The sequence below is a fragment of the Polynucleobacter sp. HIN9 genome (assembly GCF_030297635.1).
Taxonomy (GTDB): domain Bacteria; phylum Pseudomonadota; class Gammaproteobacteria; order Burkholderiales; family Burkholderiaceae; genus Polynucleobacter.
Genome location: NZ_AP028140.1, coordinates 1,542,449 through 1,557,361 on the forward strand (window position 1 = coordinate 1,542,449; position 14,913 = coordinate 1,557,361).

The 14,913-nt window shown below is 49.2% G+C and carries 17 protein-coding genes; 5 read left to right on the forward strand and 12 right to left on the reverse strand.

Annotation, left to right across the window (positions count from 1 at the left end; genetic code table 11):
• Positions 1-6 precede the first annotated feature (6 nt).
• From QUE62_RS07690 to QUE62_RS07720, 7 genes are all read right to left on the reverse strand, one after another.
• The gene (locus QUE62_RS07690) at positions 7-1,209 is read right to left on the reverse strand and encodes a 5-(carboxyamino)imidazole ribonucleotide synthase (protein WP_286261376.1); all 1,203 of its coding nucleotides are present in this window, start codon (positions 1,207-1,209) and stop codon (positions 7-9) included.
• Positions 1,210-1,227: 18 nt separating this feature from the next.
• Positions 1,228-1,716: a 5-(carboxyamino)imidazole ribonucleotide mutase gene (gene purE, locus QUE62_RS07695; RefSeq protein ID WP_286261378.1), complete on the reverse strand. Its 489-nt coding sequence runs from the start codon at positions 1,714-1,716 to the stop codon at positions 1,228-1,230.
• Positions 1,717-1,776: 60 nt separating this feature from the next.
• Positions 1,777-2,670, reverse strand: coding sequence for a phosphoribosylaminoimidazolesuccinocarboxamide synthase (locus QUE62_RS07700; RefSeq protein WP_458574825.1), 894 nt, complete (start codon positions 2,668-2,670; stop codon positions 1,777-1,779).
• Between the two features lie 2 nt (positions 2,671-2,672).
• Entirely contained in the window at positions 2,673-4,109 is a 1,437-nt protein-coding gene (gene pyk, locus QUE62_RS07705) for a pyruvate kinase (RefSeq protein WP_286261380.1), read from the reverse strand.
• A 2-nt stretch (positions 4,110-4,111) separates the two neighbouring features.
• Positions 4,112-5,311, reverse strand: a complete 1,200-nt coding sequence (locus QUE62_RS07710) for a phosphoglycerate kinase (RefSeq protein WP_286224763.1) — start codon at positions 5,309-5,311, stop codon at positions 4,112-4,114.
• A 61-nt stretch (positions 5,312-5,372) separates the two neighbouring features.
• Entirely contained in the window at positions 5,373-5,720 is a 348-nt protein-coding gene (locus QUE62_RS07715) for an AzlD domain-containing protein (protein ID WP_286223484.1), read from the reverse strand.
• A complete protein-coding gene (locus QUE62_RS07720; RefSeq protein ID WP_286261381.1) occupies positions 5,717-6,478 on the reverse strand; it encodes an AzlC family ABC transporter permease in 762 nt (253 codons plus the stop codon). Before QUE62_RS07720 ends, QUE62_RS07715 begins: the two co-directional genes overlap by 4 nt.
• A 130-nt stretch (positions 6,479-6,608) precedes the next feature.
• Between QUE62_RS07720 and QUE62_RS07725 the strand changes: the two genes are divergently transcribed.
• The 4 genes from QUE62_RS07725 to QUE62_RS07740 are packed head-to-tail and all read left to right on the forward strand — an operon-like array spanning position 6,609 to position 9,238.
• On the forward strand, positions 6,609-7,529 hold the full coding sequence (locus QUE62_RS07725) for a branched-chain amino acid transaminase (RefSeq protein ID WP_286224764.1): 921 nt from the start codon (positions 6,609-6,611) through the stop codon (positions 7,527-7,529).
• Between the two features lie 12 nt (positions 7,530-7,541).
• On the forward strand, positions 7,542-7,739 hold the full coding sequence (locus QUE62_RS07730) for a zinc-finger domain-containing protein (RefSeq protein WP_286223486.1): 198 nt from the start codon (positions 7,542-7,544) through the stop codon (positions 7,737-7,739).
• Positions 7,740-7,764: 25 nt separating this feature from the next.
• A complete protein-coding gene (gene waaF / locus QUE62_RS07735) occupies positions 7,765-8,799 on the forward strand; it encodes a lipopolysaccharide heptosyltransferase II (protein ID WP_286261383.1) in 1,035 nt (344 codons plus the stop codon).
• Between the two features lie 7 nt (positions 8,800-8,806).
• Positions 8,807-9,238 carry a nuclear transport factor 2 family protein gene (locus tag QUE62_RS07740; RefSeq protein ID WP_286223488.1) on the forward strand — a complete coding sequence of 144 codons (432 nt, stop codon included), beginning with the start codon at positions 8,807-8,809 and terminating at the stop codon, positions 9,236-9,238.
• On the opposite strand, the gene QUE62_RS07745 is transcribed toward QUE62_RS07740, so the two are convergent.
• On the reverse strand, positions 9,235-10,887 hold the full coding sequence (locus tag QUE62_RS07745; RefSeq protein ID WP_286223489.1) for a M48 family metalloprotease: 1,653 nt from the start codon (positions 10,885-10,887) through the stop codon (positions 9,235-9,237). The two genes, QUE62_RS07740 and QUE62_RS07745, sit on opposite strands and share 4 nt — an antisense overlap.
• 23 nt (positions 10,888-10,910) lie before the next feature.
• Here QUE62_RS07745 and moaC point away from each other — a divergent pair, with 23 nt between their 5' ends.
• Complete coding sequence (gene moaC / locus QUE62_RS07750; protein ID WP_286261385.1) at positions 10,911-11,387, forward strand: cyclic pyranopterin monophosphate synthase MoaC; 477 nt, start codon at positions 10,911-10,913, stop codon at positions 11,385-11,387.
• Between the two features lie 21 nt (positions 11,388-11,408).
• Here the strand turns inward: moaC and QUE62_RS07755 are convergent, their stop codons facing one another.
• The 4 genes from QUE62_RS07755 to sucC form a co-directional block, all read right to left on the reverse strand.
• Complete coding sequence (locus tag QUE62_RS07755; protein ID WP_286225209.1) at positions 11,409-11,912, reverse strand: pilin; 504 nt, start codon at positions 11,910-11,912, stop codon at positions 11,409-11,411.
• A gap of 97 nt (positions 11,913-12,009) precedes the next feature.
• Positions 12,010-12,717: a TerC family protein gene (locus QUE62_RS07760; protein WP_286261387.1), complete on the reverse strand. Its 708-nt coding sequence runs from the start codon at positions 12,715-12,717 to the stop codon at positions 12,010-12,012.
• A gap of 78 nt (positions 12,718-12,795) precedes the next feature.
• Positions 12,796-13,689: a succinate--CoA ligase subunit alpha gene (gene sucD / locus QUE62_RS07765; protein WP_108509027.1), complete on the reverse strand. Its 894-nt coding sequence runs from the start codon at positions 13,687-13,689 to the stop codon at positions 12,796-12,798.
• A gap of 27 nt (positions 13,690-13,716) precedes the next feature.
• The gene (gene sucC / locus QUE62_RS07770; RefSeq protein WP_286223493.1) at positions 13,717-14,883 is read right to left on the reverse strand and encodes an ADP-forming succinate--CoA ligase subunit beta; all 1,167 of its coding nucleotides are present in this window, start codon (positions 14,881-14,883) and stop codon (positions 13,717-13,719) included.
• Positions 14,884-14,913 lie beyond the last annotated feature (30 nt).

The window sequence follows — 14,913 nt, forward strand, 5'->3', positions numbered from 1 at the left end:
CCAAATTTAAGGATCAATCCCCAAATGAGTGGCAACTTCCGCACACGCTTGCTTTGCTTCCTCAATAGTATGACCTAAGCAATTAATATGACCCATTTTGCGCCCAGGCTTGGGACTTGCTTTGCCATACAAATGCAATTTAGCACTGAGATGATCGAGTACTCGATTCCAGGCAGGCTCTTGCATTGTTCCAGAAACAAACCATGCATCCCCCAAAATATTGAGCATGGAGACATTGGTTAGCAGCCGCACATCCCCTAAGGGCAGGCGCGCCATAGCTCGCACTTGTTGCTCAAATTGACTGGTTACACAAGCGTCCATGGTGTAATGCCCCGAATTATGGGGCCTTGGCGCAATCTCGTTCGCGATCACGGTTTGATCGTCTAACACAAAGTATTCCACGCACAAAACGCCGACATAGCCCATTTCTTCGGCAATTAACTGACTCGCATGAATGATTTTTGGTACTAAGCTCGCCAGAAGAGATGGGGATGGAACGGTACTGGTATGCAAAATCCCGTTTCGATGAACGTTCTCCGAAATCGGATACGCAACGCATTGCCCATCGTGACCACGCACTACTAATGCCGAAACCTCAAATGCTAGCGGCATCCGTTTTTCAAGTACACAAGCCACGCTACCTAAATCGTGCCAAGCCTTCGCTAAATCATTGCGTTGATAGATAGTGACCTGTCCCTTGCCGTCATAACCCAAGCGCGCGGTCTTTAAGATCCCTGGAAATAAATGATCGGGCAGTTGTGCAAGATCACTTTCTGAACGAATCACTGCATGGGGAGCTGGGCCAATCCCAGAGAGGCGTTGGCATTGTTCTAAAAACTGCTTTTCCACAATTCGGTCTTGCGCAATCGAAACACAAGCGCCACGGGGAGCAACAAAGATTCCTTGTTCTTCAAAATAGTCTAAGGTCTTCGCAGGAACATTCTCAAACTCAGTGCTAATGGTTGCGCAAAGTGCTGCCATTTCTTGTAAAGCAGCTGCATCATCGTAATTAGCGCAAAGGTGCTTTTCTGCAACAGCGCCCCCCGGACTCAAGGGATCGGGATCCAAGACGCAAACCTTATAGCCTAGCGATTGCGCCTCGTGCACAAACATGCGTCCTAATTGACCGCCACCCAAAATACCAAGCCATGCCGGTGGAAGAATTGCGGATTGATGCTTCAAATTAGTACTATGCGATGAACTCATCATGCGTTCAGATTGGGTAACTTAAGGTAACTTCATTGCGCGGGCAGCTTGGGTTTGCTCCTCACGAAACGCATGCAATTTTTTTGCTAACCCTGGATCGGAATGCGCTAGCATGCCGACAATATGTAAGGCTGCGTTTGCTGCGCCAGCCTCGCCAATCGCAAACGTTGCTACCGGAATGCCTTTAGGCATCTGCGCAATAGAATATAAGGAATCCTCTCCTCGCAAATATTTACTGGGAACAGGTACGCCCCACACCGGCACAATCGTTTTAGATGCCAGCATTCCGGGCAAATGAGCTGCACCTCCTGCTCCAGCAATGATGGCTCTCAAGCCCCGTACCTGCGCAGATTCAGCGTAAGCGAACATTTCATCGGGCATGCGATGGGCAGACAGAACTTGTTTTTCATAGGCAATCCCAAAATGTTCAAGCATCTGGACTGCGTGTTGCATCGTATCCCAATCGGAATTGGATCCCATTACCACGCCTACGATGACCGGACTCGTCATGAATACTCCAAGAATCTTAAATTTGTATTATCGCAGTCTTTAAAGGGGTCTAGGTCCCTATCACTGGGTTAGGCGCTGCCATGCCTCACGGTATTTTTCTGCCGTTTTACGAATAATCTCATCGGGTAAATGAGGGGCTGGCGCAGTCTTATTCCAAGCTTGGCCCTCAATCCTGACCGACTCAAGCCAATCGCGTAAAAATTGCTTATCAAATGAGGGTGGATTAGAGCCAACTTGATAGGTATCTGCGGGCCAAAATCGTGAAGAGTCGGCCGTTAGGATCTCATCCATCAATACTAACTGTCCTGCAGTATCTAATCCAAACTCAAATTTTGTATCCGCAATAATGATTCCGCGCCGACGTGCATAGTCTGCAGCCTCGGTATACAAACGAATACTGGTGTCCTTAATCTTTTTGGCTAACTCAACCCCAATTCGACGCTCGACCTCTGCATAAGAGATATTTTCATCGTGGTGACCCATCTCGGCTTTCGCTGCAGGAGTAAAAATGGGCTCTGGTAGTGCCTGTGCATTTTTCATTCCCTTGGGCAAGGCAATTCCACAAACTGAACCGGTCTCTTGATAGTCTTTCCAGCCACTACCCGCTAAATACCCCCTGACAACAGCCTCGACTAAGATTGGCGTCAAGCGCTTCGCAACCACAGCCCGACCATGCACTTGATCAATCTCAGACGGGTCAACTACAGTCGTTGGATCAATACCAGTCAGGTGATTTGGAATGACGTGGGCCAAATGAGAAAACCAAAAATTACTCATTTGATTGAGCACAACACCCTTTTCAGGGATAGCCTCTTGCATCACCACATCGAACGCGGAGATACGATCACTCGTAATCATCAATAAATGATCCTGATCGATCGCATATACATCGCGTACCTTACCTCGCGACACTAATGGCAGCGAGGAAATCGAAGTGGTGTGTAAGGCATTCATGATTAACGAACTTTAATAATTTTCAGAGTATTGGTTCCGCCTGGCTGATCCATGGGCTCACCAATCGTTAAAACAATCGTGTCACCTGATTTCACAACCCCTAACTTCTTTAAGCGCTCCTCAACCTGAAGCAAAGCCGCCTCTCGATCGACTCCCTTGCCGATACTAAAGGGTCTGACATTTCGATATGTACTTAAGGCACGCTGGGTTTCGACACGACTCGTTAGGGCAAATATGGGTACCCGAATATTATGTCGACTCATCCAAATCGGCGTTGAGCCGGAGTCAGTCAAAGCTGCAATTGCCGTGGCGTTGAGATGGTGAGCTGTAAAGAGTGCGCCAAGGGCAATGGCTTGATCGATTCGTTCAAAGCGCTGGTCCAAGAAATCCGTGTCCAAGTGGACCACTTCCGACTTCTCTGCTTCAATGCAAATCGCAGCCATCTGTTCAATCGTTTTCACCGGAAACTGACCGGTGGCTGATTCTGCTGAGAGCATCACCGCATCGGTGCCATCTAATACTGCATTCGCTACGTCGCTCACCTCAGCGCGAGTGGGTACTGGAGCACTAATCATCGACTCCATCATTTGGGTCGCAGTGATCGTAAATTTATTAGCGTCTAGAGCCATTCGAATCATACGCTTTTGCAATGCTGGCACGGCCGGATTCCCAACCTCAATTGCCAAATCACCACGCGCCACCATGATGCCATCGCTCTCATCAATAATGCTTTGCAGGGCTTCGGTAACAATCGCCTCAGCTCGCTCCACTTTAGCAATCAAGCGCGCTTTGCCTTTGCCATGCTTAGCACTTGCTGCGTCCGCTAACTTGCGGGCGTATGCCATATCGGCCCCATCCTTGGGAAAACTAATCGCCAAGAAATCAATTCCCATGGAAATCGCAGCATCTAAATCAGCAATGTCTTTCTCGGTAAGAGCCGGTGCTGTTAAGCCGCCGCCGGCACGATTAATGCCTTTGTTGTTCGATAAAGGGCCGCCGCTCTCCACGCGGGTGTAAATTTCTCCGCCCTTGACCTGGTCGACTACTAAGACAATCAACCCGTCATTTAATAAGAGTCGATCACCCGCTTGAACATCGTTTGGCAAATTTTTATAGTCCAACCCCACCCGCTCTTCATTGCCAAGCTCGCAGTTGACATCTAGGATGAAGCGGGCGCCCTCTTGAAGAATGACTTTTCCATTGGCAAACTTGCCCACCCGAATCTTCGGGCCCTGCAAATCAGCCATGATGCCCACTTCACGATCGAGCTCTTTGGATATCTGACGCACCAGGTCGTAACGTGCCTGATGATCGGCAACTGTTCCGTGTGAAAAATTAAGGCGAACCACATTGAGCCCCGCACGAATCATGTCGCGCAAGACCTCGGGCTTCTCAGATGCCGGACCCAGCGTGGCAATAATTTTGGTAGCTCGTTGCATGATTACTCCTTCGCGCGCTCTGCAAGCACAGCAAATGCAGGTAGGGTTTTGCCCTCAAGAAACTCTAAGAACGCCCCGCCTCCGGTTGAAATGTAGTCGACTTGATTCTCGATGCCGTACTTTGCAATGGCGGCTAAGGTATCGCCACCACCAGCAATCGAGAATGCGGGTGAGTGAGCAATGGCTGCTGCAATCATTTTGGTACCGCCTCCAAACTGATCGATTTCAAAAACGCCTAAGGGGCCATTCCAAACAATCGTGCCGGCATGCGCCAACATCATCGATAGTTGTGCAGCTGTTTTAGGACCAACATCCAAAATCATGTCGTCTGGCGCCACTTCGTCGACTGGCACCCGATTGGCTCTGGCTAATGGCGATAACTCATTGGCAACCACTACGTCCTCAGGAATCGGAACTCGCGCCCCGCGCTTTTCCATGAGCGTAATTATTTCTTTGGCTTCATTCACTAAATCTGGCTCAGCCAGTGACTTACCAATATTGATACCTTTAGCCAACAAAAAGGTGTTGGCAATCCCGCCACCAACAATTAATTCATCAACTTTCTCGGCGAGCGACTTCAGAATGGTTAATTTGGTTGATACCTTGGAGCCCGCCACAATGGCAACGAGTGGCCTTCTTGGTTCTGCTAAGGCCCGACTCAAAGCATCGAGCTCAGCAGCCATCAAGGGGCCGGCACACGCAACCTTGGCAAACCGGGCAATACCATGCGTCGTGGCTTCAGCACGATGCGCCGTGCCAAATGCATCATTGACGTAGACATCGCATAAGGCAGCCATTTTTTTGGCTAATTCATCGGCATTCTTTTTCTCGCCTAGATTGACCCGACAGTTCTCCAAAAGAACCAGATCGCCCGGGTTCAGTTCAAAACCACCATCAACCCAATTACTAATTAATGGAACTTTGCGATTGAGGATCTCCGCAATGCGATGGGCAATTGGTGCCAAACTATCTTCGGCCTTAAACACTCCTTCGCTAGGCCGACCCAAATGAGAGGTCACCATCACCGCCGCTCCGCCATCCAGGCACATCTGAATCGCTGGGATCGATGCCCGAATCCGCGTATCTTCGGTAATGTTGCCAGCCTCATCTTGAGGGACGTTCAAATCAGCACGGATAAATACCCGCTTACCTTTGAGCTGACCAGATGCTGCGAGATCACTAAGGCGCTTTACATGAAGCAAGGTGGTGGACATAGACTATTAATTTTGGAGAAATTAGAGTATTTGAAGTGTGAGTTCCATTTTAGAGCCAGTAACGCACCAAACTAAACACAGTCATACCCAAAATAAGGGTTGGCAGCATCTGTCGAGTCCAGAAGTACACCACAAAACCTGCTAATCCACCCCAAAGATTGGGGGATTTCCAGTCCATTTGGCTAATTTCGACTGCTCCTGGGGGTAAAAGCAGCTCAGGCGCAACAATCCCCACAATCGCAGCCAAGGGTGCATATCGAATCGCTCGCAGAACCAACTCGGGCACTTGAACGCGCGCGCCCAAGAATACAAAGAAAGCCCGAGTTAGAAGGGTCACGAGGGCCATCCCCCCAATCACCAAGGCGATCTCCAAAGCACCTAAGGAATCCGGCCTCATCGCATTGCCTTAGGTGAGCGGTCGGCCAAGACGCCAACTACGATCGCTGCCAAAATGGCAACCGTCAAATTCAGCTTGAGCGGCAAACTATAGGTCAGGATAGCGACAATCGCAGCAACAATCGCCGCCCAGCGGGCTGCTCGATGATCCAGCATTGGGACAATCACTGCAATTAAGGCCAAGGTCCCAGCAAATTCCATGCCCCAATCATCTGGGATTTGACTTGCGCCCAAAATGCCAAGAATTGAACCAGCTTGCCAAATACCCCAATTGCCGGTGGCAAGTCCATACATAAAGTGAGTGCGGTAATGCGAATCTTTTTTACGCTCGGTCACCGCTTGCACCTCGGGAAAACGGCTGGTGTACATCAAATATCCAAAATCCGCGGTGAAATACCCCAAGATGGCTCTGCGCCATGCGGGTAAATGCGAAAAGTGGGCTTGCACGCCAATGCTAAAAATCACAAAACGCAAGTTCACAATAAATGCAGTAATCAGAATCGTAAAGACAGAAAAACCGGCCCCAATCAGCGGAAGGGCGGCAAGCTGAGCGGAGCCCGCAAAGACGAATAAAGTCATTGCCAGTGCCTGCTCAGTGCTTAGGGCCGATTTACCCATTGCCAAGCCGGTCACCACCCCCCAACTAAAGATGGCAAGAGCCGAGCGTGACATGGTTTTCAGTCCATCACGCCACGCCGATTGCTGTTGCTGGTTCCAGCCCAAGTAAGGCAATTTAGCAGTCAGGCGTGCGAAATCCATAGATGAACCGATTATAGAAAGCCTGGCTCATTGGGCGTCAGACCGGGCGATTCCTCTGCTCTACAATAAGGCTTTAGGGCTAAATTGCATAAATAATCCGCAAGCCCACCACAACATAAAGGTGCTAATGATGTCGATGTCTGACCGCGATGGAGTTATTTGGTTCGATGGCAAGATGGTCCCCTGGCGGGATGCCAATATTCATGTGCTAACGCATAGCCTTCACTACGGCATGGGCATCTTTGAGGGTATTCGTGCCTACAAGACCGAAAATGGCACGGCAGTGTTTCGCTTGGCCGAGCATGTCAAGCGCCTCTTTAATGGCCTAAAGATTTTCCAGATGAAAATCGATTACAGCGAAGAGCAAATTGCGCAAGCGATTCTTCAAGTGGTGCGCGATAACAAGTTGGCCTCGTGCTATATCCGCCCCATTATTTTTATTGGCTCAGAAAAATTAGGTATTTCGCCAACCGGCAATAAAGTACATACGGCAATTGCAGCATGGCAATGGGGCGCTTACCTTGGCGAAGATGGCATTAACAAAGGAATTCGGGTCAAAACCTCATCCTTTACCCGCCACTTCGTAAACTCCTCCTTAGTTCGTGCAAAAGCCTCTGGGTACTACATTAATTCCATCTTGGCGCATCAAGAAGTGGCCGCCAATGGCTACGATGAGGCACTCCTATTAGATACCGAAGGCTACGTCTCTGAGGGTTCAGGCGAAAACATGTTCATGGTTCGTAATGGCATTGTGTTTACCCCTGATCTTGCCTCCTGCCTTGATGGTATTACCCGAGACTCGATCATCCGTATTGCCAAAGACTTAGGGTTTGAGGTTCGAGAAAAGCGCATCACCCGTGATGAGGTGTACTCGGCAGATGAAGCCTTCTTTACCGGCACCGCCGCTGAAGTTACTCCCATTCGGGAGCTGGATGACCGAACCATTGGCGATGGCAAACGCGGTCCGATCACCAAACAAATTCAGGATGTCTTTTTCGATACGGTATACGGTCGCAATGATCGCTACCGTGCTTGGTTAACCACTGTCTAAATTTAGATTGCTATGAGTGATTTAAACGAACTGAATGCGGTCATGGTTCACGGCAATGACTTGCCGCTGCATTGTCCAACCAAAGATACTCCAGCCTGGAACTATCACCCACGTGTTTTTCTGGATATTCTTGCTACCGGTCAGGTGAAATGTCCCTATTGCGGCACTGAATATCACTTGATTCCCGGTACCGAACCCCACGGCCACTGATATTGGCTCCAAACGGGGCTTCGCTATGCCACGCATCCTCGTTATCGCCCCACATTGGATTGGGGATGCGGTTATGTCCTTGCCGCTCATCACGCTCATTCAAACTAAGTTTCCTAATTCCAGTATTGATATTCTGTGCACTCCATGGGTAGGCCCTATCTATCGCGCCTGTCCTACAGTTGAAACAATCGTTGAGCGTGATTTTCAGCACGGCGCTCTGCAGTGGAGCCTACGACAATCAACCGCGCGTGAGCTCAAAAAACAAGGTTATGAGATGGCATTTGTGCTACCAAATAGCATGAAGTCAGCACTGATCCCGTGGCTCGCGGGCATCCCAAAACGGATTGGCTACCAAGGTGAGTTTCGCTTTGGCTTGATCAATGTTTCATTGCCCAATCCATCGCGCCAAGCGCGTACGCCCATGATGGAGCACTATGCAAAGTTATTAGGTGGCGCGCTAGACCAAACAAACAATCTTCAAAATCTGCCATTACCAAAATTAAGTATTGATCCAACTCTTGCCCAATGGGGAAAGAATAAGATCGAAGAGATCGGCGGCGCACCTCTTTATGTATTTGCTCCTGGCGCCGAATACGGCTCTGCAAAGCGCTGGCCAACAAGTCACTTTGCGCAATTGGCAAACCAGATTTTGGAGGGCGACCCCGACGCGAAGATTATTATTTTGGGAAGCCAAGCCGATCATGTACTTGGTCAAGAAATTGTGCAAGCTGCCAATCGATCTGATCGCATCCACAATTGGTGCGGCGCGATTCGCTTAGACCAATCGATGGCACTCATCGCACAATGCACATCCCTCATCAGTAACGACTCGGGTCTTATGCATATTGGCGCGGCTCTCTCGATTCCACAAATTGCTATTTTTGGTTCGAGCAATCCCAAGCACACGCCACCCTTATCCCCAAAAGCCCAAGTCATCTGGCTCGGATTAGACTGCAGCCCCTGCTATCAACGCACTTGCCCTCTTGGGCATCTCAATTGTTTAAATCAGATCGATTCGCAACGCGTCTACAGTATGCTTACACCATTAAAGGCTCAATAAATTACTTATGCCGCGCTTTGCACGACTTTTTCAGAATCCCGATGCAGTGATTGACGCCTGGCGCGAGACCTTGCGCCAAGGGGACGTCGAAGGAGCCCTTGCCTTATGGCTCGATGACGACTCAATTACTTGTGTGCTACCAGAAGGTAATCGCTTAAGCGGTCATGCAGAGATTCGTGCGGGGCTGGAGCGCATGCTCGCCAGGCCTCTCTATTTAGAACCGATCGCTTGCATTGAACACATTACTGTGAGCGCTGCAGTATTTGATTCAACCGAGGCGGTCTATTTTAAGAATAACCAAATTGAAGCCGACTTCATGATCAATATCACCTTGGTCCTCATGCAAGACGGCAAAGGCTGGCGCATTGCCCATTTACATGCCAGTCGTTCTCACGATGATGACTTTGAGTTTCCAAGCGATCAGCACGAGCTGCACTAACTCTTTTTTTGCTCTCTTTGCTCTTCGCGGTATTGATTCTGAAACACGCGCAATCGCGCATCAATCACGGATCCCAGATAAAAATCATTGCCGGCGGCCGAACGTGCAATTTTGAGCTGCTCAATCGCCGATGGCCAAGCTCCTTCGGTGGCGAACTTCTCAGCAAGTGCGTAATGCCGTAAACCAATCTTTTTATCTTGGTCATACGCACGCGCCAATAAATCCCACCAGATGGTCTCATTCGGCTGTGCTTTAGTCTTCGCTCGCAATAGAGCAATAGCCTCATTAGCTCGACCCAAACGCAGTTCTGCATTGACCGTCGCCACGGCCGCAGAGAATGAGAACGGATCTGCCTTGGCCGCATTTTGGGCATACTGCAAGGCCTCCTCGGGCCTACCTCGCGCAAGCGCTAACTCAGATGCCGTGTAATCAAAGGATAAACTCTGACGCTGCACAGGCGAACCTGGTGCCAGGACATTTTGTGCCACGGCGCGAGCTTTTTGTAAAAAACCTTCAGCTTGATCAAAGCGTCCCTGACGCTGGGCAACCAAAGCTAAACCATAGAAACCTTCCATTTGCTTTTCTGGCGCAGTCTGCTTACTCAAACTCTCAAATAAATTACGCAGATCAAATAAGCCACTGGTACTCCCACTCTGCTCGATGCGAGCGCGGGCTTTAATGAGATAGAACTCGAGCGCACTGGGTACCCGATTTTGTGCAACCGTCCTTGCCCGGTCTTGCATATCGGCAATTCGATCGGTGGTTAAGGGATGGGTACGTAAATACCCAGGTACACCACTATCCATGATTCCATAAGCCTTTTGCAATCGTTGAAAGAATGCGGGTGCCCCATTCACATCGTAACCACTCGCTTGCAAGATCTGAAAACCAATTCGATCGGCCTCGCGCTCTGCATCCCGTGAATACGAGAGTTGATTTTGAATCGCAAGTGCTTGGCCACCCGTGATTAGGCCGGCAGCAGCGCCAGGATTACTAGCGGCTGCCAACGCACCCAGCACAATGCCGGCCAAGGCGATGATGGAATTAGTACCTTGACGCTCTAAAGAGCGCGCCAAGTGACGTTGCAATACATGGCCAATCTCGTGACCCATTACCGAAGCAACCTCTGAATCGGTCTCCGCAGTAATTAAGAGCCCCGTATGAAAACCGATAAATCCACCGGGCAATGCAAACGCATTAATCGATGGGTCCTTTACCGCAAATACCTCATAGTCGTATGCGGCACTGCCTTGGGCATTTGCTCCACCCAGTTGCAAGCGTCGCGCAGCTTGCATGAGGCGTCGCTCCATCGAGTTGAGGTAATCGTAGATGGGCCAATCATTGGAAAAATCCCGATCCCTACGAATCTCACGCATGATCTGCTCACCAATCTTGCGTTCATCTAAGGGGCTTAGAGCATCCCCACCAGGATCACCCATATCGGGCAACACCAAGACGGGTTGCGATTGCAAAGTATTTCGGGAGGGTAAATTGGCTGAGCGCGCTTCCGGTGACTGAATCACCCGCCCAAGGTTCTCCTTGGCTGCGTTGTCTTGGGTAACTGACACCCCTGGCTGCTGGGCGAAGGAGGAGACACTTAAGACCCCGCTCAAGTACAAAGCAACGATTCGTTTTACTTGCTTCCCCATGCCTATATGGTAAAACCTCTTGTATGAACAAACTAACGCATTTTGATTCCAGTGGCCAAGCCCATATGGTCGACGTTGGCGATAAAGCGTCTACCCACCGGGTAGCCATTGCGACTGGCTGCATTCAAATGAATCCTAACACCTATGAACTGATTAAGTCGGGTGGTCATAAAAAGGGGGATGTACTTGGGATTGCCCGAATCGCCGGAATACAGGCGGCTAAGAAAACAGCGGATCTCATTCCTCTCTGCCATCCAATTGCACTCACCCATGTGAGCATTGAGTTCCGATCCGATCAATCCAGCCACACAATTTATTGTCAAGCCAGAGCCGAGACTACGGGGCCTACTGGTGTTGAAATGGAAGCACTCACCGCCACCCAAATCGCCCTACTCACAATCTATGACATGTGTAAAGCCGTGGACCGAGGTATGGTGATGAGCGATATTAAGTTGCTTGAAAAGAGCGGCGGCAAATCGGGGAATTGGAAGGCGAGCTAAGCGCCCGCCCCAACGAAACGATTACTTACCCACCCGGCACTCTGCCGGTAAGAGCTTAGCGGGTAGATTGGTTTGCTCCGAACGGCACGACCAGCCACCCGACCAAGTCACTAAATTACTTTGTGAGAGATCGATTGCTCGGGGCGCAGCGACATCCGGCTCATTGGTCGGAATCAAAATCAAACTGTTTTTACCATCAGGCGCTACCGATGTTTGGTAATCAATGGCAATCGCCCCGCTTGGCAAAATCTCAATTTCTTTCACGCTGCGCGTTGGGGTAAATGAAAAAGACTCTTGGGTCACTCGATCCATTGGGCTTGGTCCTTTGCTAGCGTATGCCTCGGTTACTGCCAATTTGGCGCTAGATGCCAGATTTAATCCTTCGACAACTCGCCCACGAGCTATGTAATCCTGATACTGTGGCACCGCAACGGCAACTAAGATGCCAATAATGGCCACAACGACCATGACTTCAATTAATGTGAATCCCCGTTGATCGTCTTTTACTTCTTGATGTGTATACATAAAAAATCCCCTCCTTGATGGACCTCTATCTTCGGACAGAAATCCATCGCAGAGGGGTTTATTGGTTGTCAGTAATCCTTGATTTTAATATCAGTGCTTACGCAGCTTTGGATTTACTTTTAGCACGACGCTTCATCAACTCACCAAAAGCCATCACAGCAACTGCACCTGTGATACCAGCAATGGTGGAGTATCCGGCCATGCCCTCGCCAAACTGCTTGACAATGGCAGGATCGGTCACCATCATGCCGCCAGCAATCCAGCCCAAGAGGCCGGCACCCGCTGTCACAATCAATGGGAAGCGATCAATCAAGAACAGAACCACCTTACTTCCGGCAATAATGATCGGTACCGATACGATCAATCCGAATACCACATAACCAATTTGATGAGCTGAGTCATCAACTTGTCCTGCGGCGCCAGCAATCGCCAATACGTTATCCAAGCTCATCACGATATCAGCAACGATGATGGTCTTAATTGCAGCAAACAGTTTGTCTGGGGCATCTAAATTGTGCTCTTCCTCATCGTGCTGAACCATCAACTTGTAACCGATCCACAAGAGTAATGCGCCGCCAACGAGTTTTAAGAACGGGATTTGCAGCAAGGTCACTGCAAACGCGACTAAGATGACGCGCAAAATAATCGCGCCAGCGGTACCGTAAATGATGCCCTTCTTACGTTGATTTGGATGCAAATTACGGCAAGCCAATGCAATCACGACCGCATTATCACCACCTAATAAAAGGTCGATGATGATGATTTGAATCACGACCGACCAGTCAATCATTGCTAAAAGTTCCATGTCTTCCTCTAATTGTTATAACTACTTACCCAAACATTTCATTTCAACATCGCCTGCCATTACAACTGAATTCACAAACTAAATCATTGCTTTCAGTAAAGTCGCCATCTCAGAAGGGTTTTTGGTGACCTTAAAGCCACACTCTTCCATCACTGCTAATTTGGCATCCGCGGTATCAGCACCACCGGAAATCAACGCGCCCGCATGACCCATACGCTTGCCTGGAGGCGCTGTCACGCCTGCAATGAATCCCACAACGGGTTTTTTCATATTGGTCTTGCACCAACGCGCCGCCTCAACCTCGTCTGGACCGCCAATTTCGCCGATCATAATGACCGCATCTGTCTCAGGGTCTTCATTAAACATTTTCATCACATCGATGTGCTTCAAACCATTGATGGGATCTCCGCCAATGCCAACCGCGGTTGACTGGCCAAGCCCAATCGCAGATAACTGCCCCACGGCTTCATACGTTAGGGTGCCAGAGCGACTCACAACCCCAATGCGACCTTTGCGGTGAATGTGACCAGGCATGATGCCGATCTTGATTTCCTCAGGAGTAATCAAACCAGGGCAATTCGGGCCTAATAACAAAGTTTTCTTACCGCCCTTGGCTTCTTTTTGTAGCATCTTGTTGCGAACTTCAAGCATGTCGCGCACCGGAATTCCTTCAGTGATGCAAATAACCAAATCGAGATCGGCCTCAACCGCTTCCCAAATCGCTGCAGCAGCGCCTGGAGGTGGAACATAGATCACCGAAACCGTAGCACCGGTTTCTTTGGCTGCATCTTTCACGGTTCCAAAAATCGGAATCCCAAAAATCGATTCGCCAGCTTTTTTAGGATTGACGCCAGCCACAAAGCAGTTCTTACCGTTCGCGTATTCTTGGCACTTCTCCGTATGAAACTGTCCGGTCTTGCCGGTAATCCCTTGGGTAATAACGCGTGTGTTTTTATTTATCAAGATTGACATAGTGATTTCCTCAAATTAGATGGTCGCTTACTTACCTTGCACAGCTGCAACAACTTTCGTTGCCGCCTCAGCCATGGAATCAGCACTGATGATGGGTAATCCCGAGTCAGCCAAAATCTTTTTGCCTAACTCTTCGTTGGTACCCTTCATCCGAACCACCAAAGGAACAGATAAATTGACTGCTTTACACGCAGTCACTACGCCATCGGCAATCACATCGCAACGCATGATGCCGCCAAAAATATTAACCAAAATGGCTTTCACGCTCTTGTTTTTGAGCATGATCTTGAACGCTTCAGTCACTTTCTCTGCTGTTGCGCCACCGCCTACATCTAAAAAGTTCGCTGGCTGACCACCAAATAATTTGATGGTGTCCATCGTCGCCATCGCCAAGCCTGCGCCGTTGACCAAACAACCAATATTGCCATCAAGGGAAATATAGGCAAGATCAAATTTAGATGCTTCGATTTCAGCAGGATCCTCTTCATCCACATCACGATAGGCCACGATTTCAGGATGGCGATAGAGCGCATTTGAATCAAAGTTAAATTTCGCATCAAGAGCCTTGATATTTCCATTGCCCTCCAGAATGAGTGGATTAATTTCCACCAAAGATGCGTCGGTATCCCAATAGGTTTTATAAAGATTCTTAAATACCTCACGAGCTTGGGCTTGTGAGCCCTCAGGAACGCCAATGCCTTTACTGAGTTGATCGCACTGCGCATCGGTTAAACCAACTAATGGATCAACAAATACTTTAATAATTTTCTCAGGAGTCTTTTCAGCAACTTCTTCGATATCCATACCGCCCTCGCTTGAGGCCATTACGACTACTTTTTGCGTAGCACGGTCGGTCAAAATTCCGAGGTAGTACTCTTTCTTAATATCAGCGCCGTCTTCAACCAATAAACGACGTACTTTTTGTCCTTCGGGGCCAGTCTGATGGGTTTTTAATTGCATGCCCAAAATTGCGCTGGCGTATTGCTTGACTTCATCCATGCTCTTGGCGACTTTCACGCCACCGCCTTTGCCACGGCCACCTGCATGAATTTGTGCTTTCACAACCCAAACTGGACCACCTAACTTCTTCGCGGCTTCGATTGCCTCATCAACGCTAAACGCTGGAATACCATTGGGTACCGGTACATTAAATTGGCGCAGAATCTCTTTGCCTTGGTACTCATGAATTTTCATAACAGCTCCTGGAATGATTAAATTTCAACG